The organism is Bacillus cereus group sp. MYBK14-1, assembly GCF_051916885.1.
Classification (GTDB): domain Bacteria; phylum Bacillota; class Bacilli; order Bacillales; family Bacillaceae_G; genus Bacillus_A; species Bacillus_A cereus.
In genome coordinates this window covers 32,048-55,496 of sequence record NZ_JBQAHM010000009.1, presented here as the reverse complement: position 1 = coordinate 55,496, position 23,449 = coordinate 32,048, and the positions used below count along the sequence as shown (strand labels likewise).

Sequence of the window (23,449 nt, the reverse complement as noted above, 5' to 3'; positions counted from 1 at the left end):
ACTATCATATGACGGTTCTATACGAAGGAACATTAAAACAAAATAACAATCCATTTCACGTTACATTACTATCACTAGAGCACATCGAGCAAATCTTATCACTACAAAACATTGTAGTTGAAGCACTAGAAGATAAAAGTCGTTTACAACCACTCTCACAAGAAGAATTTCAATACATTCTAGAAGGAAACGGCATGATGATCGGTGCTTTTATTGAAAACAAACTCATCGCATTTCGTGCTCTACTCGTCCCTCCTATCGACGATGAACATTTAGGGCTTGATATTGGTCTATCAGAAAGTGAACTGCACCGCGTCATCTATCAAGAAATCTCAAACGTTCATCCGAACTGCCGAGGAAATGGTATGCAAAAAATATTAGCAAACGTCATCATGGACGAATTGCAAAAAGAAGATAGCAAATATGATTATGTATGCTGCACCGTTGCTCCTTTTAACATCCCGAGTTTGAAGGATAAGTTTGCGCAAGGGATGGCGATTGCTGCGCTAAAGGAGAAGTATGGTGGTAGTCTGCGGTATGTTTTTGTGAAGAAATTGCGCGGAGATAAAGAAAGCGATTGGACGGATATTCAAAGTATTCTAATGAGTGATGCTAGTGGACAGCAGGCTTTGCTTTCGGAGGGGTATCGTGGGTATGAGATGGAGAAAACAGCAGATACTTTCATTGTGAAGTTTGGGCGATAATCTATATACTCGAAAAGAGGAGATGTCTGCTGTGACCTCTTCTCTTTTCGATTTGTTGAACAATCCTGTGGTAAATGAAATTATATCAACGATTTTTCGAATATATCTATCATAACTTACAATATATCAACGATTTTTAAAATATATCTATCAAAACTCACAATATATCAACGATTCGACAAGAAATATCGATTTACAGACAAAAATCGATATCCCTTCCTAAACCGTCATCTTCCAACTAGATAACGCTAACCAATTCTCCATTTCTTTATAATCAGGCATTATCTTCCCGACAAGACGCCAAAAAGATCGATCATGATTTAAATGAACCATATGACACATTTCATGAACAACTACATAGTCAATTACTCGCTGTGGTGCCATTGCTAGCTTCCAATTGAATGTTAGTTGTAAATTCGAATCGCAAGTACCCCAAGTACGACTACTATCTTTAATACGAATAGAACGTGGTTTTGTTTTGAAATTACTTTGATGCGCTTTAATACTCTTCTCTACTAAAGATTTACACTGCTTATAGTAAAATCGTTTTAAAGCTTGTTGTATTTTCTCATCCTTAAGCTCTTTCACATAAATATGTAACTTATCCCCTTCAAAAATCGCATTGTCTTGCTCAATGCTTGCATCTTGGGAAATCTGTATCGGATACGTATTCCCTAAATACAAAAAGCCCTCTCCTTGATCATAATCCTTTTCCTGTGGTCCACGCGCTCGCTCCGCCATTTCCTTACGTGTTGTCTGAATCCAATCCCACTTTTCCTCTAGCAACTGAACTAAGTATTCAACAGGTGTCCCTTTCGGAGCCTGCACTTCCACATTTCCATACGAATCCACAAAAAGACGCACGGACTTTTTCTTCTTATAAGTTATATGAAAATTAATTGTCTCACCTAAATATGTATGTACCATTTCATCACCTAGCATAGTATTTTTATAAATAAAAAAGAGTAGGATACGAACGTCCTACTCTATCTATTATATCATTTACTGCTTTAACGAACTCATTACCCTCTATACTTTACACCTAATCCCTTAATGAAATTCCTTGCGTATCTATCGCCGCACTCTTTGTAATTTTTATGGCCTTTTTTTCTTAATAGAGCGCCTAGTTCTCCTTTTGTCACCTTAACGCCCACGCTATCTAATATATCAAGCACATCTTCACTCGTTAATGAAAGTGCGATTTTCATTTTCTTTAGAAGAAGGTTATTGGCACTCTCCTTGCTCTGTACAGGTGCAGGCTGCCCTGGTTTCGGATCTTGCTTTCCTCTTTTTAAAGTAATAAATCCATTTAAAAATGCCTCTAACATCATCATATCGCATGTTAATACGTACTCATCTTCGATTACATCAGGGTTTTCAGGCTCGTGCTGAGGCTCTCTCTTTATTTTTGTAAGCATATCAACTACGTCTTCTTTCGTTACTTCCATCCCGCCAAGTTTAAAGATTTCTACCATATCTATGTCTTTTATATCTAAAGCATATCTTACTCTTTTTAATATATCGTTGTTGCTCATTGCCATTGGGTTTCCTCCTGAAATGTTGATTATAGTAATGCTTTTAGCATGTGTAAATTAATGTCGTTAAGTTACTACTTTAACATTTTAGGGGGAGGTTTTGTAGTCTTAACCAAATTTATGATTATAGAGGCTATACTACAATCCAAGCAATAATTTGATTCTATAGAAGGGTTACAGTAACTTTTCGGTTCATTTTTTCTTAGTTCATTAGATCTACATTCTATTTTATATTTGTTAACTATAAAAGCAGTGCATTGATTCCTCAAATACACTGCTCGTCTCTTACATTGTTATATTTCTTCTATACAAACTAGAGTTTATGGGTTTCGATGAATTTTATCCATATAGGAGACTATTGCATATCATAAATTAGCCACTTTCCGTCAACTTTCTTCAAATCAATAGTAATATTGTCAGGATTAGGGCCGTATAAAGGTTTTGGAGAGATATCTATCGTAACTTTTAATTTTGCTCTATCTCCAACTTTTCTTTCTTCTATATTCAATATATCTATTGACGCATTTTTTGGAATTCCAATACGTTTTCCAGCTTCTACATCCCAAGGGAGACTCGGATGTATATACTCACCTGCTTTGTTTAAATCTCTTGATTCAAGAGCTTTAAAAAAGCCTTTTACTGTTTCTTGTGGACTATTATTTTGAATTAGAACGTTAACTAATATAACTATAAATACAATCCCAATTATCCACACGTACCAAGGAGATTTTTTTGCAATTCTTATTAATTTTATGTTTTTATCATTTCTATTTTGGGGCGTAATATCGTTATGGAATTCTCCATTATCAAATAGTTCTTCTGATTCATCCAAATTTATTCTCTCTGTACCACAACTAGTACAGTACTTATTTGTTTTCAATAATTTCTTATTACATGCTGTACAATTCATTATTTTATTTCTCCCTGCCCTATTATTAAAATCAAATCCCCAAAGTTTCACATATTAATTTTCTATTATTTTCAATTTTTTTGATGTAGTAGCATTAAAATTACCTGATGAATCCAATTCTGTATGATAAATGTACGTTTTGACTCTAAAATTTTTATGTGGAAACTTTTTATTTACAGCACTTACCACTAAATTGTTAATTTCATTTCCGATTTTCACAGCTTCTTCTACCGTAGACTTATTATCAACTCGAACTTTTATCGGAAAATCAGCTGTATAATACATATTTGGATTATCATACAGCGTTGCTTGAAATAAAAATGGGGCTAATCCGGTTTGTTCAATAAGTAAATCCTTCGTATCATAAACTTTTATATTTGCAATATTCTTTCCTACTTCCGATCCTGCCTCTGCATCAAAGGGTTCTAATTTCTCGTTAGCAACACTTGTTTCATTTCCTACCGCCTTACCCTTATAATTCATTTCAATAAATTTCACATTACCATCCCGGTCACAATCCAACCAAACAGTACCTTCTTTATTTTTGAAAGCCCCATCCACACTTACAGATATGCTACCGCCCCCAGTTCCTGAAAACTTCTCAATCTGCACACTTTCCGCATCATTTCCTCGAACATCATATTTTGCATACCCTTCCGCCTCAGTGCCTTCTGATTCAATTTTAGTACCTAACATAATATCAAGACCTAATAATTTGAAGGCATCCTTATACTTCAAATCTTTTGGCTCTAATAATTCAATCTTAATATGATTAATAATTTTCCCATCACTTTCAAATGTATATTTAGCATAATTATCTACATATAACCATCTAGTTTCCTCTTTTGTTCTTGGGGATGAAAGCGTTCTCTCTAAATCTTCAAGTCGATAAGTTTTTTTTAGGTACATTGCTATTCCACTTAAATTTGAAGTCGAAATATCATTGCTCTCATTCGTCATAATTTTCTTCTCATCTTGCTTAACATTTTGGCTTACTTCTTTTGTTGGTACTGATTCTGTTGATTTTTGACAACCCGATGTAATTAATCCTGCTGTAAGTAAAGCTATTAATACTTTCTTCATAATTTCCCTCCAATTAAAATAAAAAAATTCTGGTAGCTCCTATAAGAAAAAATCTTCAAATCAGAAGAAAATTCCACAGTACTCTAAAATTATTATCGAATATTTAAAAATAACTATTATTCAAAAGATCTTCATACCAATACTAAATAATTAACTTTATAAATTATGTCGAAAGAAGTCGAAAAACAATATTTTTATAATCGGAAATTTAGATTTAATTTTTCCGCTGTTAAATTAATTAATTTGAACATAAAATAGGACCTCCTTACATGCACTCTGCATGTAAGGAGGTCCTATTTAGATAAAAATCATACATTTTCTTAACTTGATGGCCATGCTCAAATAAAGAGATTTTTTATTTCTGTCTATTATTCAGATTACATTTCATACCTCGATAGAGCCTAATGTACTCTACTCCAGCTCTTGTCATTTTTCTCCTTACGAGTATTCGTTAGTTCATTATATTCTCAAAGACTTCTTTTTTCAGCAAGCAGACTGTATCAACAAAAAAAGTTACATTCACAAAAAAACTCAAAACTAAATAAAATAACTACCCACAAATTAATACAATCCATTTCCCTCTATCTTCAAAGTATTACACCGTCTCACTATCCTGAGCCACACCAACACTATCCTCAAACTTATCAAGCAACCCACGCACCTCATCAGTCGATTTCGTACTCATCAATTGATTTCTCAATTCAGCAGCTCCAGGGAAGCCTTTTACATAAATTTTGAAGAAGCGGTGAAGCCCTGTGATTGAGCGTGGCAGTACTTCTGCATATTGATCTTGAAGATCAAGTTGTAGTCTTAAAAGATCTAGGTGCTCTTTACTGCTATGCTCTCTTGGCTCTTTTTCAAAAGCAAATGGATTTTTGAAGATGCCTCGTCCGATCATTACGCCATCAATGCCGTATTTTTCAGCAAGTTCCAGCCCCATTTTACGATCAAGGATGTCTCCATTGATTGTTATTAACGTATTTGGTGCGATACGGTCACGTAATTTTTTAATTTCCGGAATTAGTTCCCAATGCGCATCTACTTGGCTCATTTCTTCTCTTGTACGTAAGTGAATAGAAAGGTTTGCAATATCTTGTTTGAAAATGTGCGTTAACCAATCTTCCCACTCGCTTAACTCTTTAAAGCCAAGTCGTGTTTTTACGCTGACAGGTAGTCCGCCCGCTTTTGCTGCTTGGATAAGTTCTGCTGCAACGTCTGGACGTAGAATAAGGCCACTACCTTTTCCTCTTGATGCAACGTTCGGAACTGGGCAACCCATATTAATATCGATGCCTTTAAATCCTAGTTCTGCCATACCAATACTCATTTGACGGAAGTATTCGGGATTGTCTCCCCAAATATGTGCCACCATCGGCTGTTCGTCTTCTGTAAAAATTAAACGGCCACGTACACTTTTCATACCTTCTGGATGACAATAGCTATCCGAGTTTGTAAACTCTGTGAAGAATACGTCCGGACGACCTGCTTCACTTACTACGTGACGGAAAACAACGTCTGTCACATCTTCCATTGGTGCAAGTACGAAAAATGGTCGTGGTAATTCACGCCAAAAATTATCTATCATTTCAAATTCAAATCCTCTCACTATGAATACAATTTCAAAATCTCAATTTATAATTTGTGAAAATCAGCAATATTTATTTTAACTAAAATCGCTTATGAATGGTATTTTTGTAAACCAAAAAGCAGATGGTATAGATTTCCCCTATATCAACTGCTTTCCTATTATACTAACTTAAGCCAAGCCACACACTCCACATGCGTCGTATGCGGGAACATATCAACAGGCTGTACTTCCTGTGTTTTATATCCGCCTTCTTCTAGTACTTTTAAATCACGTGCTAATGTTGCTGGGTTACACGATACGTATACGACGCGGTTTGGCTTCATGTCGATGATTGTATTTAGTAATGCTTCGTCACAGCCTTTACGCGGTGGGTCTACGACCATTGTGTCGGCGATTACGCCTTCTTTGTACCATTTTGGAATGACTACTTCTGCTTCTCCTACGCCAAATTCAGCGTTTGTCATGTTGTTTAGTGCTGCGTTTCGGTTTGCGTCTTCGATTGCTTCTGGGACGATTTCAACGCCGTACACTTTTTTCGCTTTTTGCGCTAGGAATAACGAGATTGATCCGATTCCGCAATAGGCATCGATTACTGTTTCGTTACCATTTAATTTTGCGTATTCTAACGTTTTATCGTATAGCACTTTCGTTTGTTCTGGATTTACTTGATAGAATGAACGTGCTGAAATCGCAAATTTAATGTCACCGATAAAGTCATAAATATATTCTGATCCGTATAATACTGTCGTTTTGTCTCCGAAAATTACGTTTGTACGCTTCGTATTTACGTTTTGAACAATCGATTTTACTTCTGGGAATTTCGCTGCAATTTCTTCAATAATTGCTTTTTTGTTCGGCAATTCTGCTGTACGTGTAATGAAGACCAGCATAATTTCTCCTGTTACTTGCCCGTAACGAGCCATTACGTGACGAAGTGTTCCTTTGTTACGCTCTTCGTTGTACGCAGTGATACCGTGCTTTTCACAAATACGTTTTACTTCTTGAATTAATGTATCGTTTTCTTCTGCCTGAATTAAGCATGATTCCATATTAATGATATCATGCGTTCCTTGGCGATAGAAACCAGCTACAAGTCCGCCTTCACGTTCTCCGATTGGTACTTGTGCTTTATTACGGTATACCCACGGATTTTGCATGCCAAGTACAGGATGAACAGGAACATCACCTAGTCCTCCAATGCGCTGCATAACGTCACGTACTTGCTTTTCTTTCGCCTGTAATTGTCCCTCATATGATAAGTGCTGAAGCTGACAACCGCCGCACTGATTATATACTGGGCATTCAGCATCTTTACGATATGGGCTTTCTGTATGAAGCTTCATTAAACGACCAAATGCAAAGTTTTTCTTCACTTTAATAATTTTAATTTGCGCTTCTTCACCTGGTAATCCGTTTTTAACGAAAATAGGATAGCCCTTTACTTTCGCAACACCGGCACCATCATGTGTTAAATCTTCAAATACTACATCTATAAACTCGTTTTTCTCAACTGGTGGCGTCATTTTAGTACTCATTTTCCGACCTCTCTTTTTCATAACACTGCGTTACATTTTATCATACTTATATGGTCTTTTTCTATTGGAAGAAAAAAAGCTATTGACGATACTTCTCTGTTAATGTTACGCTACTACTAATTTAATACGGACGATGTTACCTCATATATACTTGATAATATGGATCGAGAGTTTCTACCCGGCAACCTTAAATTGCTGGACTATGGGGAAAACTAATGAATATTAGCCTATGCGCAAAAAAGGACTCATATTGATTAGCTTTCTCTCATAGATGAAAGTGAATCCATATGGGTCTTTTTTTATTTTTATTTTTCTAAAAGGTCAGACATCTTACGTATGACATAAAACCTCATTCCTTTATTTTTAGTAATATAACGAGCGTTTTATGTACAAACTTTATACGAACTTCTGAAAGGGGCAACTACATGCAATATGTAATGAGCATTATCGGTATTATTGCCGTGTTAGGTTTATGTTTTGCTTTGTCAAACAACAAAAGTAAAATCAACTTCCGTGCAATTGCAATTATGATTGGTTTCCAAATTTTAATCGGTTGGTTTATGTTTGCTACAAAGATTGGTCAACAAATCATTATTTTCATTAGTAAAGTTTTCAACAAACTAATTAAACTTGGTACGACAGGTGTCGATTTTCTCTTTAATGGAATTCACAGAGATTTTGTCTTTTTCTTAAACGTATTATTAATTATCGTATTTTTCTCAGCACTACTTTCAATCTTTAGTTATTTAGGTGTTTTACCATTCATCGTTCGCGTTGTCGGCGGTGCTATTTCAAAAATTACTGGTTTACCACGTGTTGAGTCATTCCACGCAGTAAACTCTGTATTCTTCGGTTCAAGTGAAGCGTTAATCGTTATTAAAAACGATTTACAGCATTTCAATAAAAACCGTATGTTTATCATTTGTTGTTCTGCGATGAGCTCCGTTTCTGCTTCTGTTACAGCATCATACGTAATGATGTTAGATGCAAAATACGTACTGGCAGCTCTTCCGCTAAACTTATTCTCAAGCTTAATCGTTTGTTCGTTATTAACACCAGTTGATACGAAGAAAGAAGATGAAGTGATTCAGAAATTTGATAGAACTCTATTCGGGGACAGCTTTATCGGCGCAATGATTAACGGTGCGCTTGATGGTTTAAAAGTAGCTGGTATCGTTGCCGCATTAATGATCGCCTTTATCGGTGTGATGGAAGTTGTAAACTACGTAATTAGTGCAGCTTCAGGCGCAATGGGACATGCTGTTACTTTACAACAAATCTTCGGTTACGTACTTTCTCCATTCGCATTCTTAATGGGTATTCCAACTCAAGATATTATCCCAGCTGGTGGTATTATGGGTACGAAGATTGTTTTAAATGAGTTTGTAGCAATCCTTGATTTAAAAGACACAGCTACAACATTAGCTCCACGTACAGTTGGAATCGTTACAGTATTCTTAATTAGCTTCGCAAGTATTAGCCAAATTGGTGCAATCGTTGGTACAATCCGTGCCCTTTCTGAAAAGCAAGGAAGCGTTGTTTCTAAATTTGGTTGGAAAATGCTATTTGCATCAACACTTGCTTCTATTTTATCTGCGACAATCGCTGGATTGTTTATTTAATAAAAAATCACCTTTGCTTAGACAGCAAGGTGATTTTTTTATTATCATCATTTAAGAAACTGAAGAAAACTCTAATGCCTCTTCCTTATTAATAATTTCCCCCTTATATTTACCTTTCACCGAAATATCAATAATTGATTTATTTTCTGCTTCCATTTTCCCTAAAGAAAATATATATATTAAATCATCTTTTTTTAACATCCATTGTTTTCCGTGCCAAGGACCAGTTAACTTCTGTTCTGGTGACGCCAGTATTTCTCCAAAATATTCACATTCGCCTAGAGATGTTTTTACTGTATTCTTCTTCGTATTAATAACTACATATTTAAGGAGCTTTATACTTTCACTTGAAAAAATCTCTACTTCATGATCATTTTTTTTCTTAAATTTCAGCTTTCCATCTTTTGTATTAACCAATTTACTTTGATCAATTGCATTTAGTACAAACTCATACTCTTCTTTTGTAACACCGAAATTAGGGTGATATGGAAAACTTTTTTTCTCTGCATGTTCTTCTACATATTTTAAATACCATTCCATATTACTCGCTAGATGCTCTCTCATTCTTTGACCAATACTCCCTACCTTTTTAAGAGTATCTGGTTCCATCTCTAGTGTCATAATATCCGCCGTCACTTCCGCATTCATAAGATGCGATGGAATATACTCTTCCACGCTATTCGCTTTACTCACTTCACTTTGACAACCAACTATAAATAGCGATATGAAAAAGATATATATTATTTTTTTATATTTCATTTCTATTCTCCACTCCATACATTATTCTTACTTAGTTTTATAGCGGTTTTCATTATAGTATAAAATCTTTATATTTTAATAAAATACATATCCTTATGCAAAATTGCATATTAATATGTATTCTTCTTACTTTAAAATTAGCTTAAATCACTTTCCAAATTATACAAATAACAAGTTAAAAATGTTATAATTTTCAAAAAACCATTGGAGGATATTATGAAAGCTCACGCTATTTTCGATTTCTTACATTTACTAGTCTTAACGCTGAAAAGCTATTATGTATGGGGAATGCCTATCTATGTCTTCATTATTCCTCTTATCTTTGTAGTCGGTTATATTATTATTAATTCTAATAAGAAACAAAAAAACACATCTATTCAAAGTCACTAATCTATTACCTTAATAGCCTCCTAAAAATCATATTCCCCTCATTTTCTTCAAATGATATGATGAACAAGGGTATATCCCCACCACTCTTATAGCGGTGGGGATTTTAATGTCAATATGCAACATACTACACAATAGAAGGTGATTTTTATGAGAAAATACGCAGCAATTGCTTTATGTACGTCTGCCATTCTAGCAGGCTGCAATACTAGCAATGTAAGCCAAGAACCTAAAAAAGAGAAAAAGGTTCAAGAAGTAGCTATACAAAAAGAGGCTCTACAAGAACAAGGTAAAATTTCTTATACTCCCATCACACACGAATCTACAAACACAAGTATTCATATTACAGACTTAAAAGATTCTTTAAATGAAGTACAATATAAAATTTGGCGCACAGCTGATGGAAAGGAACGTGCTAAATCTTTTTCTTCTAAAGAAAAGGAGAAACAATTTACAATTCCTTTTGACATAAAAGAATTTGAAGGAAAACGCGGTGAGTTCCAAATTGAAGCAACAGGAATGAAAGAAGATGGGAAAACAATCCCGCTTACGAAATCTACTATTACTTTCGAACAAAAGGTTCCTGTTCTTATGTATCACGCAATCGATGATTATCATGGTCAAGGTATTAAAGACTTATTCGTATCACCAGCTAACTTTGAAGCACAAATGAAACATTTAAAAGACAATGGTTATACGCTTTTAACGTTTGAACGCTGGGGTGATATAAATAAAGTAAATAAGCCGATTTTCGTTACATTTGATGACGGTATGAAAAATAATATGAATGCATTTCGCGTTTTACAAAAGCTAAAAGATGATACTTTTAAACCGGCAGCAACAGAATATATGATTGTTGATAACGTTGATGTAGAAGGAGCATTGTCTACTTCTGAAATAAAAGAAATGGTTGATTCCGGCATTTTCTCGGTGCAATCTCATACTGCAACACATGCAGACTTACCGAAAATTACAAACTATGAGGAAGAGTTAAAAGGTTCAAAAGAAAAACTAGAAAAAATAACAGGTAAGCCTGTTATCGCGATTGCTTATCCATTCGGTCATGTAGATGATAAGGTTGTTACAGAAACGAAGAAGTATTATCAATTTGCGACGACGACAAAGCCTGGGCAATTCATTACGAAGGGTGAACCTGATGAATTGTTAAAGATGAAGCGCGTTCGTATACACCATACAACGACTGTAGAGCAGTTTGCTTCCTCAATTAAGTAAATGTAAGAGCTCAATACATTTTGAGCTCTCTTTTTACTTTATATTTATATATATTTTTAGAATTTTCTTGTATTATATATAGTAAGAAATCTTTCAAATTAAAGGAGATTATACATATGTCATTTGAACAAACGTTAGAGAAATATGCTGCTCTTGCAGTTAATGTTGGTGTTAATATTCAACCTGGACAAACTTTATCAATTAGTGCACCTCTTGAAGCTGTACAATTTGTACGCCTCGTTACAGAAAAAGCATATAAATCTGGTGCAAAACACGTATATGTAGATTGGAATGATGAGACGTTAACACGCTTAAAGTTCGATCTAGCTCCTGAAGAAGCTTTCGCTGAATTTCCATCTTGGAAAGCACATGCTCGTGAAGAATTAGCAAAAGAAGGCGCTGCATTTATGTCTATCTATGCAGAAAACCCTGATTTATTAAAAGGTGTAGAAGCATCGCGTATTGCAACAGCTCATAAAGTAGCTGGAGAAGCAATGAAAGTATACCGTGATTACGTACAAGCAGATAAAGTAAGTTGGTGTGTCATTTCTGTTCCTACGAAAGAATGGGCTGCGAAAGTATTCCCTGACGTAGCGCCAGAAGAACAAGAAGCAAAGTTATGGGATGCTATTTTCAAAGCTACTCGTGCTGATTTAGAAAATCCTGTAGAAGCATGGAAAGAACATGATGAAACATTACATACAAAAGTGGATTACTTAAACGAAAAGCATTATAAAGCTCTTCACTATACAGGTCCTGGAACAGATTTAACAATCGAACTTCCAGAAAAACATGTATGGGCTGGTGCTGGTAGCTTAAATGAAAAGAACGTACCATTTATGGCTAATATTCCAACTGAAGAAGTATTTACAATGCCACTTAAAACAGGTGTAAACGGCCAAGTTTCTAGTACAAAACCGTTAGTATTTGCAGGTAATATTATCGATAATTTCACGTTAACATTTGAAAACGGGCGTATCGTAGACTATAAAGCTGAAGCTGGTGAAGAAGCTTTAAAACATTTAGTAGAAACAGATGAAGGTTCTCACTTCTTAGGAGAAGTAGCTTTAGTACCTCATGACTCACCAATTTCAAACACAAATGTTTTATTCTACAATACACTATTTGACGAAAATGCATCTTGCCACCTTGCAATCGGAAATGCTTATGCATTTAACTTAGTTGGCGGAAAAACAATGTCTAAAGAAGAACTTGCTGAAAACGGCGCAAACGCTAGTATTACACACAACGACTTCATGATTGGATCAGCTGAGCTTGATATTGACGGTATTACTGCTGATGGCAGACATGAGCCTATCTTCCGTAAAGGTAACTGGGCGTTTTAAATTTATTACCATAAAGAAACACATTGGATAATCCAATGTGTTTCTTTATTTATTTGGTTTCAATTCAAATTTTATCGTTCTATTTTCATGCGTAAACTCCGGTCTATACGTAGCGATATACGTATTTTCTTTCGCTACGTCAAATAGCATGATATCTTGAATTTTTTCATCTGGTGCTAACTTTTTACTAATAAAGCTATCAGGGTTATTATATTCTTTAAATCTTGTACCTTTCTTATCGGTAATCTCAAATTCATAAAATGCAAAAGGTATTTCCTTTTTACTATTATTTTCTACTTTAAAAATAATCCCCAAAATCTCCTCTTTCTTTTTATTCTCATCATAATCCGGATATCCTAATTTAACTGAATCGATAGTTACTTGCAAACCATCTACGTCTACTGTCTCCCCTATTTTATACACTTTATCTTGAACATCTTCTTGTTTACTTTCATTACTATCTTTAGTCTCAGTGCAAGCACTTAAACTAAAAGCTATGCCAAAAATTAAAACAATTTGACTTACCTTTTTTAACATACTCTTTCCTCCACATAAGACAATATTTCATATGTATCATAACAAAACGCTTTACTCTTTCTTGTCATATTTTGTCGTATTAATTGCTAACTGCACAAATAGAAAAAAGCTATCTTCTACAAAAGATAGCTTTCATGATGCCGATGAAACCTTAAGTCCAATGACACCCAACACAATAAAAAGAATACAAAATGCTTGAAATAAACTAATATGCTCTTTAAAAAAGTACACACTAATGATTGTAATAAGTAATGTTCCAACGCCAGACCAAATAGCATAAGCAATACTTAAATGGATCTTTTTCACAACGATGGCGAACACGCTGAAACAAATTCCATAAAACACGAAAATCAGTACACTTGGAACGAGCTTTGTTAAACCATTTGATAGTTTCATCGCAATTGTTCCAGCTACTTCAAAAATAATTGTAACAAGTAATAATAGCCAATATACCATACTAGAATCTCCTTCTCTGTTACCTTATAGAGATTCTAGTATACTACTTATAGTCCCAATGAAATATATTTAATTTCTAAATATTCCTCGATGCCGAAATGGCCTCCTTCACGACCGATACCACTTTCTTTAAATCCACCAAATGGTGCTTGTGCAACTGATGGAAGACCATCGTTTAGACCGATAATACCGTACTCTAACGCTTCACTAATTTGGAATGCTTGGCTAATGTCTTTCGTGAAAATATACGCAGCTAAACCGTATGGTGTATTGTTTGCACGTTCGATTACTTCATCAACTGTTTTAAATTTCGCAACTGGTGCCACTGGCCCAAATGTTTCTTCATTCATACAAAGCATCGTATCATTTGCCAACCCAATTACAGTCGGTTGAATGAAATGTCCCTCTAACTCTGCGACCTTTTGACCACCATATAAAACTGTTCCACCTTTTTGAATAGCATCTTCAATATGTTCTTGTACTTTTGAAACTGCATTCTCATCAATAAGTGGCCCGACAGTCGTTCCGTCACCGAAACCGTCTCCTACTTTCAACTGCCCTACTGCCTTTTGGAACTTCTCTACAAATACTTCGTATACTTCTTCTTGAACGAATACTCGGTTTGTACATATACACGTTTGTCCTGCGTTACGGAATTTCGAACCAATCACCGCTTCTACTGCTTTATCTAAATCTGCATCATTCATTACGATAAACGGAGCGTGTCCCCCTAACTCAAGCGAAACTTTTTTCATCGTTTGCGCCGCACTAGCCATTAACTCTTTCCCAATTTCCGTTGACCCTGTAAAGGACACTTTTCGAACGCGACTATCTTCCATCCATGTATCAGCAATTGCTTTTGCACTACCTGTTACGATATTGATTACGCCCTTTGGAATATCTGCTTCATGGGCTAATTCAGCTAATTTCAATGCAGTTAATGGCGTTTGACTCGCCGGTTTCACAACGGCTGTACAGCCTGCTGCAAGCGCTGGGGCTACCTTTCTCGTAATCATAGCAGCTGGGAAGTTCCAAGGTGTAATAGCTGCCATAACGCCAACTGGTTGCTTCATAACTAAAATGCGCTTATTCGGATGAGCAGCAGGAATCATTTCACCATATACGCGTTTCCCCTCTTCTGCATACCATTCAACAAAACTGTTTGCATAATTCACTTCACCAAGCGCTTCTGCAAACGGCTTCCCTTGTTCCTTCGTCATAATCGCTGCGATCTCTTCTTTATTTTCATCAATAAGCATGAACCACTTTTTTAACTTCGTTGCACGATCTGCTGCCGTTAACTTAGACCACGTTTTAAAAGCTTCATGTGCAGCATCAACAGCTTGCTTTGCCTCTGTTACTCCGCCTTTTGGTACAGTTGCAAATATTTCCTTCGTCGCAGGATTATTTACTTCAATTTGTTCTTGTAGTGTAATCCACTCACCATTTATATACATCGCCTTTTTATCTATACTTACGAAAGTCGCCTTTTTATCCAATGTTTTCTTCCTCCTCTATGAACTTCTTAATTTTTCTAGTAGCAGCAGATTGACTAATTTGCAAAAACTCAGCCACTTTATAACTTGATCCATACGTTTTATACGCTTTAAGAATTATATTTCTCTCTACCTCTTCCAGCATTTTATAAAGGCTTTGCCCCGATTGTTCAACTGCAGCCTCTTGCATAGAGAGTGGCAAATCCTCTACCGTTACAACATCATCAACAGTAATAACAATTCTCTCAATTACATTCTCTATTTCTCTATTGTTCCCTTCCCACGGATATCCAACAAACATTTGTAACGTACTCGGCGCTAGTTTCACATCACGTCCGTACTTGTTATTAAAGTGCTGCAAGTAATGATAAATAAGCGGCAAAATATCTTCTGTTCTTTCCCTAAGCGGGGGAATTGCAATTGGAATGACATTCAAACGATAGTATAAATCTTTCCGAAATGTTCCTTGTTTCACCATCTCGCTTAAATCTCTATTTGTTGCCGCCACAATTCGAACATCTACTTTTTTTAATTCTCTTCCGCCTATAGGACGAAATGTTTTTTCTTGCAATACTTGCAAAAGCTTCGCTTGAATTTCAAGCGGCATTTCACCGATTTCATCTAAAAAAAGAGTTCCTTTATGCGCGGATTCTAATAGTCCCTTTTTCCCTTCACGATTCGCACCTGTAAAAGATCCACCTGAATATCCAAAAAGCTCCGATTCAATTAAATTAGTTGGTAATGCCGCACAATTAATTTCATAAAAACTTTCATGCTTACGGTGACTCACTTCATGTAAATGGCGTACTAATCGACTTTTTCCTACTCCAGTCTCGCCTAAAACGAGAACAGTACTATCCACTACAGATACTTTTTTGATTGTATCGACTATTTTTTGCATAGCTAGACTTTTAAAAATAAGTCCTTCATGCTCATATGTTTCTCTTAATTCTTTTTTATATGTTTTTAGCTGATTATCCATTTCCTCTACCTTTTGACGTAATTGATAGAGTTCAGTAAGGTCGCGAGAATAACTAATCACTCTTCTTAAATTTCCCTCATCATCAAAAACAGGCCTTGTACGAACGTGTAAATACTCTCCTGATTTTGTAGTTTGAACGAGTTCAATTGGCCTCTTTTTTTCAATCACTTCTAATGTCGCTGATGGATAAAAGATTCCATCCTTTTGTAGTTCTTTTACATGCTTACCAACTAACTCTTCTGCAGCTAGTTGGTAGTGCCTTTCACATGTACTATTTACACGTACAACGATCCCTTGCTCATCTGTAACAAAAATTTCGTCAAACGCATATTCAAATACATCTTTTAAATCCATTAACACTCGTTCCTTTTCTGCAACCATCCTAGCCACCCCTAACTTCAAATCCATCGATCCACTTCACTACCTTTATTATAAAGTGAATTTTCTGCATTTAATATAGAGTCAACTAGAATGTTTGCTATTTATACTTCAGTTTTTAAACGCGAGCGATGTTTGTTTGCTCATAACAAGCTTGCAATGATTCTTCAATTATTGTTAAACCTTCTTCAAGTTGCTCATCTGTAATAACTAAAGGCATTAACACACGGATAACATTTCCATATGTCCCTGCTGATAATAACAGTAACCCACGCTTATTTGCTTCTGCACATAGATTAGCCGTTAACGTTTTGTCAGGTGCTTTCGTCTTACGATCTTGAACGACCTCAAATGCACACATTGCGCCTAACCCACGCACATCACCGATGCAATGATATTTATTTTTCATCTCTTCGAATCGGTTCATTACGACTTTTCCTAATTCTATCGCTCTATCATTTAATTTCTCATTTTCTATTACATCGAGAACAGCTAATGCAGCCGCACATCCTAATGGACTTCCTGCATACGTTCCACCAAGTTCACCTGGTGCAGACTCATTCATAATTTCTTTACGTCCAATGACACCACTTATCGGTACACCAGCACCTAATGATTTAGACACTGTAATTAAATCTGGAACGACATCATAGTGATCAATTGCAAAATATTTTCCTGTACGACTAAAGCCTGTTTGTATTTCATCCGCTACAAATAAGATGCCGTTCTCTGAACAAATGCGGCGTACTTCTTGAACAAATTTCTTACTTGGGACGATAAATCCACCTTCCCCTTGAACAGGTTCCATTACAACAGCTGCAATTGTTTCTGGTGCTACTTCCGATATGAAGAAGTTCTTAAACTCTTCAATAATAAAATCATCATACTGCTCTTCCGTTAATCCCTCTGGGCGACGGTATTCGTATGGAAATGGCGCTTTATATACTTCTGGAGCAAAGGGACCAAACCCAAATTTATATGGCTTCACTTTACTTGTCATCGTCATTGTCATTAATGTACGCCCGTGGAAACCTTTAGAAAATGCGATAATACCAGGTCTCTTCGTATATTTACGAGCGATTTTCACCGCGTTCTCAACTGCTTCTGCACCACTATTTAAAAACAGGACTTGCTTATCGAAACTTCCTGGTGCCAATGCCGCAAGCTTTTCTGCTAATTCAATATATGGCTCATACATCATAACGTTAAATCCAGTATGAATGTATTGATCGACTTGTTTATGGAGCGCTTCTTTAACCGTTGGATGACAATGCCCTACGTTAATTGTCCCGATTGCTCCTGCAAAATCAATGTACTGATTGCCATCAACATCTGTTACAAGAGCACCATTGGCAGATCGTACAAACGTTGGGATGCCGTTACTTACTCCTTTTGGTACTATATTTTGACGGCGTTCTAATAAAGATGCCGCTTTCGGTCCTGGAATTTGTTCATTTACTTTAGCAAATTTTTTTGTGTTCATTGCGTACCCCATCCTTTTCTTTACATTGTTTTCTCTTTTTATTGCAAAATATATGCCAACTTTCTTTTCTAGCATTTATCCTATATTCTTTGTATCCAGGCATAAAAAATAAGTCTATAAAGACTCATTAAGAGTCTTTATAGACTTATTTTCCTTACACATTAGACTTTTCTTTCTCCCAGAAAAACTCACCCGATTGAGAAATAAACTCTCCAACAGAATCTAACACTAAATCAGCAAGTGGTTCTAATGTTGGACGGTCTCCTGTACCAGATAGCACCCCAATTGCATAGCAATCGCCATTTTTAGCTAAATGTAAATCAGTTGGCGTATCTCCAACAACCGCAACCTCACATGATTCTAAATTAAATTTCTCACAAAACACTTCTATAATCTTTTTATCTGGTTTTTGCGCAGGGAATGTATCCGAGGCTATAATATAATCAAAAAAGTTCTCCAACTTATATTGTTTTAAAAATAATTCTGTTGGTGCGAAATCATCCGCCGTGACAACCCCTAATATAAATCCTTTATCTTTTAATGCCTGTAACACTTTCGGTAAGTCTGCTGTCATTTTCATATGCGAACGATGCTCATACATAAGGGAAAATAACTTCTCACTTACCCACTGATGCATCTCTTCTTCTCTAGCAGACTCAATATAATTACAAAGCCCCTTCGCTACATCAAGGCTTGTTCCAGCAGCTATTGCACTCCTTGGATTAACAAATGCTCCCTCTACACCAATCTCTTCTAATAAGGTCTGCCCTATTGTACTTGGTAAATGATATAAACTTATACATTCAGCTACAAGTTCTTCAGCTACTTTTATCCAAATTGAATGAAAATCCATTAATGTCCCATCTTTATCAAATAATATTGCTTTTACCTTCTCCATAGCATCCTACCTCTCGTTTCTTATCTCCTCCAGTGTATCAATAAAATATGGATGTAAAATAAAAGAATTGTAAAAATACCATAAAAATCAAACTAACTCCCAATTTACAATTCATTTTAACAAAGTAAAAGAGGATGCCTTTACAGGGCATCCTCTTGATGTTCAGGAACAAATAGTTCTAAACAATGATATATATTTTCGAATTCCATCGGTGCATCTCCACCATACTCACCATCTAAATTAATCATTAGTTTATCTGGTGAATGTACTTTAATTCGGTTCGCTTGTGTATATAACACTTTTGGATTATTAATATGTTCACCACGTTGTGCTTGTGTTGCTGCTTTAATTAAATCAGCGATAGAACCTTTTTTCAATACTAATAGGTCAAATAACCCATCGTTAATAGATGCATACGGTGCTACCTTTTCAAATCCACCTACTGAACGAGTATTCGTAATTAAAAACATCGTAATTTCTTCTTGTAGTAACTTTCCATCATACTCAATTTCAACATATGTCGGATGCAATGATGGTAACATCTCGATACCTTTTAGGTAATAAGCAAGCTGCCCTAATACTGTCTTTAACTTACTCGGTACTTCGTATGTTAATTCTGTAATACGACCGCCACCAGCGATGTTAATAAAATATGTATCGTTCGCTCTACCAAGGTCTAATGGCACTGTTTTTCCTTCGCAAATAATATCTGCTGCCTCTTCAATAGAACGAGGTACACCAATTGCACGTGCAAAGTCATTTGTCGTTCCAACTGGAATAATTCCAAATTTCGGACGGAATTCATGCCCAACTAAACCGTTTACTACTTCATTTAACGTACCGTCGCCACCAGCCGCAATAACAACATCAAACTTACGATCCGCAGCTTGCCTCGCCGCCACAGTAGCGTCTCCAGGACCCGTTGTCGCATGACAAGATGTCTCATAGCCAGCTTGTTCTAATTTTTGTAATACTTCTGGTAAGCTCTTCTTAAATAGCTCACGCCCAGAAGTAGGATTATAAATAATTCTTGCTCGCTTCATCATTTATTAGCACAGGAAATTTCTTTATGTATCGAAAAAGAACATACTGAACTTCTATTCAGTATTCCCATGCCTACCTCCTCTCATCTTGCTATCCTTCTTTTATCCCGCTCAAACAGGCAGTAAGAACCCGATTCGTGTAGTCCATCAAAAGTAAATATTCATTTCAATGGTTTTTTATTTGACTCCAAAATTTATCCCGCTATTTGCGGGCAGTAAATGCCCGATTGGTGAGGGCTAATAATCAGTGTTGGATGAACCTCCCACTGATTAAAGTTTCACTTTATTTCTATCCATTCTTCCATAAAAATTTACATATAACGAATAATAACTATCTATTATTTCATGAGATGAAAAAAACCTCTATGTTTAGATTTATCATTATTCCCACCTTTTTGCAACTATCATACCATAGTTGCTATACAAACATTTTTCCACTTTTGACAGTTAATCAAACGTTTGTTTAAACGATTTTGTCTCATTTAAACAAACGTTTGATTAACCTAGAAAAACACCCATGTACGGGTGTTTTTCTGCTTAATCTTTAAAAGTTACTACTATTATCGCTTATTAATCTCTTCAAGTAAGATTTTGTTAACAAGCGGTGGATTTGCTTGTCCTTTTGTAGCTTTCATAATTTGACCAACTAAGAAGCCAATTGCACGGTCTTTACCGTTTTTAAAGTCTTCGATAGATTGCTCATTATTATCAAGAATTTCTGTTACAACTTTACGAAGTGTACCCTCGTCAGAAATTTGAACAAGACCTTTCGCTTTAACGATTTCTTCTGGGTCTCCACCTTTTTCAATTAATTCATTAAATACTTTCTTCGCGATTTTAGAAGAAATTGTACCTTTTTCAATTAATTGAACCATTTTAGATAAACCAGCAGGCGTTAATGCAACGTCTTTTAATTCTTTTTGTTGTTTGTTTAAGTATGCAAGTACTTCACCCATTAACCAGTTCGATGTTAATTTCGCATCAGCACCGTCTGCAACAGTTGCTTCAAAGAAATCAGACATCTCTTTCGTTAATGTTAACACGTGTGCATCATAAGCTGGTAAGCCTAGTTCTGCAACGTAGCGAGCTTTACGTGCATCTGGAAGTTCTGGAATAGAAGCTCGAACTGCTTCTTTCCACTCATCATCAATGTAAAGTTCAACTAAGTCTGGCTCCGGGAAGTAACGGTAATCGTCAGATCCTTCTTTCACACGCATTAAGATTGTTTTCTTCGTTGCTTCATCATAACGACGTGTTTCTTGTTGGATGATACCACCAGATAACAGTTCTTTTTCTTGGCGCACTTGCTCGTGCTCAAGACCTTTTTGTACGTAAGTGAATGAGTTTAAGTTTTTCAGTTCCGCTTTTGTACCGAACTTCTCTTGTCCAACTGGACGAAGAGAAATGTTCGCATCACAACGTAAGGAACCTTCTTCCATCTTACAATCAGATACACCAGTGTATTGAATGATTGATTTTAACTTCTCTAAGTATGCATATGCTTCTTCTGGCGTACGCATATCTGGCTCAGATACGATCTCGATTAAAGGCATACCTTGACGGTTGTAGTCTACTAATGAACCATCAGCTGTATGCGTTGATTTACCAGCATCTTCTTCTAAATGAAGACGTGTAATACCGATACGTTTCTTTTTACCGTCTACTTCGATTTCAATCCAACCATTTTCACCAATTGGCTTATCAAATTGAGAGATTTGGTAAGCTTTCGGGTTATCTGGATAGAAATAGTTTTTACGGTCAAACTTCGTTTCCGTTGCGATTTCACAGTTTAATGCCATTGCAGCTTTCATCGCAAAGTTAACTGCTTCTTTATTTAAAGTAGGAAGTACCCCTGGGTATCCTAAGTCAATTACACTTGTTTGTGTATTTGGCTCCGCTCCGAATTCTGTTGGACTCGCAGAGAAAATTTTCGAATTTGTTTTTAACTCAACGTGAACCTCTAAACCAATAATTGTTTCTAAATTCATCTATGCTCGCCTCCTTACAGACTTGCTTTTTTTGTATGATAGTCTGTTGCTTGCTCAAACGCATGTGCAACGCGGTAAATTGTCGCTTCATCGAAGTGTTTACCAATGATTTGTAGACCAAGTGGCATGTTGTTAGCACCGAATCCACATGGAACTGAAATCGCTGGAACACCCGCTAAGTTTACTGGGATTGTTAAAATGTCATTTGCATACATTGTCATTGGATCGTCAACTTTTTCTCCCACTTTAAATGCCGGAGTTGGTGTTGTTGGTCCAATAATAACATCATAGTTAGCAAATACATTTTCAAAGTCGTTCTTAATTAATGTACGTACTTGTTGTGCTTTTTTGTAATATGCATCATAGTAACCAGAGCTAAGAGCAAATGTACCAAGCATAATACGACGTTTAACTTCATCACCGAAACCTTCACTACGTGTGTTTTTGTAAAGATCTAATAAGTTATTTACATTATCAGAACGAACACCGTAACGCACGCCATCAAAGCGTGAAAGGTTAGCAGATGCTTCAGAAGAAGATAGTAAGTAATACGTTGCTAGAGCGTATTTAGAATGTGGAAGAGATACTTCCTCCCAAGTTGCGCCCATACCTTCTAATACTTTTAAAGCAGCTAGTACTGACTCACGAGCTTCTTCGCCAACACCTTCGCCTAAGTATTCTTTCGGTACAGCAATGCGTAAACCTTTAACATCGCCTGTTAAACCAGCTAAATAGTTTCCAACTTCAACGTTTGCAGAAGTTGCATCCATGCGGTCAATACCTGAAATAGCTTGTAATAAGTATGCATTGTCTTCTACTGTACGTGTAATCGGTCCGATTTGGTCAAGTGAAGATGCGAATGCTACTAATCCGTAACGAGATACGCGTCCGTAAGTTGGTTTTAAACCTACAACACCGCAATATGCAGCTGGCTGACGGATAGAACCACCCGTATCAGAACCTAGAGAGAATAGTACTTCTCCTGCTGCTACAGCTGCTGCAGAACCACCACTAGATCCGCCTGGAACGTAATCTAAGTTCCATGGGTTTTTCGTAGCGTAGAATCCTGAGTTTTCATTTGAAGAACCCATTGCGAACTCGTCCATGTTTAATTTACCGATTGTAATTGTGTCAGCAGCTTTTAGCTTTTGCACAACTGTCGCATCATAAATTGGATCGAAGTTTGCTAATATTTTGCTTGCACAAGTTGTACGAAGACCGTTAGTTACAATGTTATCTTTTACACCAATTGGCATACCGAATAATAAACCATTATCTTCAGCGCCGATTTTTGCATCTAATTCTTTCGCTTTTGCGCGTGCATTTTCTTCATCTAATGTAAGAAAGGCTTTTACGTTATCTTCAACATCCGCAATACGTTTGTAAGATTCTTCTACTAAATCCGTAACGGAAATTTCTTTGTTGTTTAACTTCTTATGTAACTCTGATACTGAATGATCAAATAATGACATCGAAATTCCCCTCC

The 23,449-nt window shown here is 36.1% G+C and carries 21 protein-coding genes and 1 riboswitch; of the genes, 5 read left to right on the top strand and 16 right to left on the bottom strand.

Features of this window, described 5'->3' with window-relative positions; translation table 11 throughout:
• Positions 1–8: 8 nt before the first annotated feature.
• Complete coding sequence (locus ACTFR3_RS20990) at positions 9–704, top strand: N-acetyltransferase (RefSeq protein ID WP_071740535.1); 696 nt, start codon at positions 9–11, stop codon at positions 702–704.
• 219 nt (positions 705–923) lie between these two features.
• Here the strand turns inward: ACTFR3_RS20990 and ACTFR3_RS20985 are convergent, their stop codons facing one another.
• The 6 genes from ACTFR3_RS20985 to rlmD form a co-directional block, all read right to left on the bottom strand.
• Complete coding sequence (locus tag ACTFR3_RS20985; protein ID WP_016125354.1) at positions 924–1,631, bottom strand: M48 family metallopeptidase; 708 nt, start codon at positions 1,629–1,631, stop codon at positions 924–926.
• A gap of 95 nt (positions 1,632–1,726) precedes the next feature.
• Positions 1,727–2,245 (bottom strand): DUF1456 family protein, encoded by a 519-nt coding sequence (locus ACTFR3_RS20980; protein ID WP_065211608.1) that lies wholly within the window; start codon positions 2,243–2,245, stop codon positions 1,727–1,729.
• A gap of 349 nt (positions 2,246–2,594) precedes the next feature.
• Complete coding sequence (locus ACTFR3_RS20975; RefSeq protein ID WP_000995851.1) at positions 2,595–3,149, bottom strand: zinc ribbon domain-containing protein; 555 nt, start codon at positions 3,147–3,149, stop codon at positions 2,595–2,597.
• A gap of 54 nt (positions 3,150–3,203) precedes the next feature.
• A complete protein-coding gene (locus tag ACTFR3_RS20970) occupies positions 3,204–4,232 on the bottom strand; it encodes a hypothetical protein (RefSeq protein ID WP_000756602.1) in 1,029 nt (342 codons plus the stop codon).
• A gap of 595 nt (positions 4,233–4,827) precedes the next feature.
• Positions 4,828–5,817, bottom strand: coding sequence for a tRNA dihydrouridine synthase (locus ACTFR3_RS20965; RefSeq protein ID WP_000566712.1), 990 nt, complete (start codon positions 5,815–5,817; stop codon positions 4,828–4,830).
• Between the two features lie 161 nt (positions 5,818–5,978).
• Positions 5,979–7,355: a 23S rRNA (uracil(1939)-C(5))-methyltransferase RlmD gene (rlmD, locus tag ACTFR3_RS20960; RefSeq protein ID WP_113304227.1), complete on the bottom strand. Its 1,377-nt coding sequence runs from the start codon at positions 7,353–7,355 to the stop codon at positions 5,979–5,981.
• Between the two features lie 121 nt (positions 7,356–7,476).
• A riboswitch (purine riboswitch) is annotated at positions 7,477–7,578 on the top strand.
• A 202-nt stretch (positions 7,579–7,780) separates the two neighbouring features.
• Between rlmD and ACTFR3_RS20955 the strand changes: the two genes are divergently transcribed.
• The gene (locus ACTFR3_RS20955) at positions 7,781–8,977 is read left to right on the top strand and encodes a NupC/NupG family nucleoside CNT transporter (RefSeq protein ID WP_001200484.1); all 1,197 of its coding nucleotides are present in this window, start codon (positions 7,781–7,783) and stop codon (positions 8,975–8,977) included.
• A 51-nt stretch (positions 8,978–9,028) separates the two neighbouring features.
• On the opposite strand, the gene ACTFR3_RS20950 is transcribed toward ACTFR3_RS20955, so the two are convergent.
• Positions 9,029–9,736: a hypothetical protein gene (locus tag ACTFR3_RS20950; protein WP_000875609.1), complete on the bottom strand. Its 708-nt coding sequence runs from the start codon at positions 9,734–9,736 to the stop codon at positions 9,029–9,031.
• A 216-nt stretch (positions 9,737–9,952) separates the two neighbouring features.
• On the opposite strand from ACTFR3_RS20950, the gene ACTFR3_RS20945 reads away from it, so the two are divergent.
• The 3 genes from ACTFR3_RS20945 to ACTFR3_RS20935 all read left to right on the top strand — a co-directional run bounded on the left by ACTFR3_RS20945 (position 9,953) and on the right by ACTFR3_RS20935 (position 12,702).
• On the top strand, positions 9,953–10,126 hold the full coding sequence (locus tag ACTFR3_RS20945; RefSeq protein ID WP_000643592.1) for a hypothetical protein: 174 nt from the start codon (positions 9,953–9,955) through the stop codon (positions 10,124–10,126).
• Positions 10,127–10,273: 147 nt separating this feature from the next.
• Positions 10,274–11,356, top strand: a complete 1,083-nt coding sequence (locus ACTFR3_RS20940) for a polysaccharide deacetylase family protein (RefSeq protein ID WP_001233731.1) — start codon at positions 10,274–10,276, stop codon at positions 11,354–11,356.
• 116 nt (positions 11,357–11,472) lie between these two features.
• On the top strand, positions 11,473–12,702 hold the full coding sequence (locus ACTFR3_RS20935; RefSeq protein WP_000007349.1) for an aminopeptidase: 1,230 nt from the start codon (positions 11,473–11,475) through the stop codon (positions 12,700–12,702).
• Between the two features lie 45 nt (positions 12,703–12,747).
• Here the strand turns inward: ACTFR3_RS20935 and ACTFR3_RS20930 are convergent, their stop codons facing one another.
• From ACTFR3_RS20930 to gatA, 9 genes are all read right to left on the bottom strand, one after another.
• On the bottom strand, positions 12,748–13,239 hold the full coding sequence (locus ACTFR3_RS20930) for a DUF4352 domain-containing protein (RefSeq protein ID WP_000915109.1): 492 nt from the start codon (positions 13,237–13,239) through the stop codon (positions 12,748–12,750).
• A gap of 132 nt (positions 13,240–13,371) precedes the next feature.
• A complete protein-coding gene (locus tag ACTFR3_RS20925) occupies positions 13,372–13,695 on the bottom strand; it encodes a DMT family transporter (protein WP_000263262.1) in 324 nt (107 codons plus the stop codon).
• 47 nt (positions 13,696–13,742) lie between these two features.
• Complete coding sequence (gabD, locus tag ACTFR3_RS20920) at positions 13,743–15,194, bottom strand: NADP-dependent succinate-semialdehyde dehydrogenase (RefSeq protein ID WP_059304191.1); 1,452 nt, start codon at positions 15,192–15,194, stop codon at positions 13,743–13,745.
• Positions 15,187–16,554 (bottom strand): sigma-54 interaction domain-containing protein, encoded by a 1,368-nt coding sequence (locus tag ACTFR3_RS20915; protein WP_440019370.1) that lies wholly within the window; start codon positions 16,552–16,554, stop codon positions 15,187–15,189. Before ACTFR3_RS20915 ends, gabD begins: the two co-directional genes overlap by 8 nt.
• Positions 16,555–16,669: 115 nt before the next feature.
• Positions 16,670–18,034, bottom strand: coding sequence for a 4-aminobutyrate--2-oxoglutarate transaminase (gene gabT, locus ACTFR3_RS20910; protein WP_033685433.1), 1,365 nt, complete (start codon positions 18,032–18,034; stop codon positions 16,670–16,672).
• Positions 18,035–18,188: 154 nt separating this feature from the next.
• Entirely contained in the window at positions 18,189–18,932 is a 744-nt protein-coding gene (locus tag ACTFR3_RS20905) for an HAD family hydrolase (protein WP_000416664.1), read from the bottom strand.
• A 140-nt stretch (positions 18,933–19,072) separates the two neighbouring features.
• Positions 19,073–19,978, bottom strand: coding sequence for a diacylglycerol kinase (locus ACTFR3_RS20900; protein WP_000977679.1), 906 nt, complete (start codon positions 19,976–19,978; stop codon positions 19,073–19,075).
• A gap of 557 nt (positions 19,979–20,535) precedes the next feature.
• Positions 20,536–21,963 carry an Asp-tRNA(Asn)/Glu-tRNA(Gln) amidotransferase subunit GatB gene (gene gatB / locus ACTFR3_RS20895; RefSeq protein WP_001047685.1) on the bottom strand — a complete coding sequence of 476 codons (1,428 nt, stop codon included), beginning with the start codon at positions 21,961–21,963 and terminating at the stop codon, positions 20,536–20,538.
• Between the two features lie 14 nt (positions 21,964–21,977).
• Positions 21,978–23,435, bottom strand: coding sequence for an Asp-tRNA(Asn)/Glu-tRNA(Gln) amidotransferase subunit GatA (gatA, locus tag ACTFR3_RS20890; protein WP_000051433.1), 1,458 nt, complete (start codon positions 23,433–23,435; stop codon positions 21,978–21,980).
• Positions 23,436–23,449: the final 14 nt, after the last annotated feature.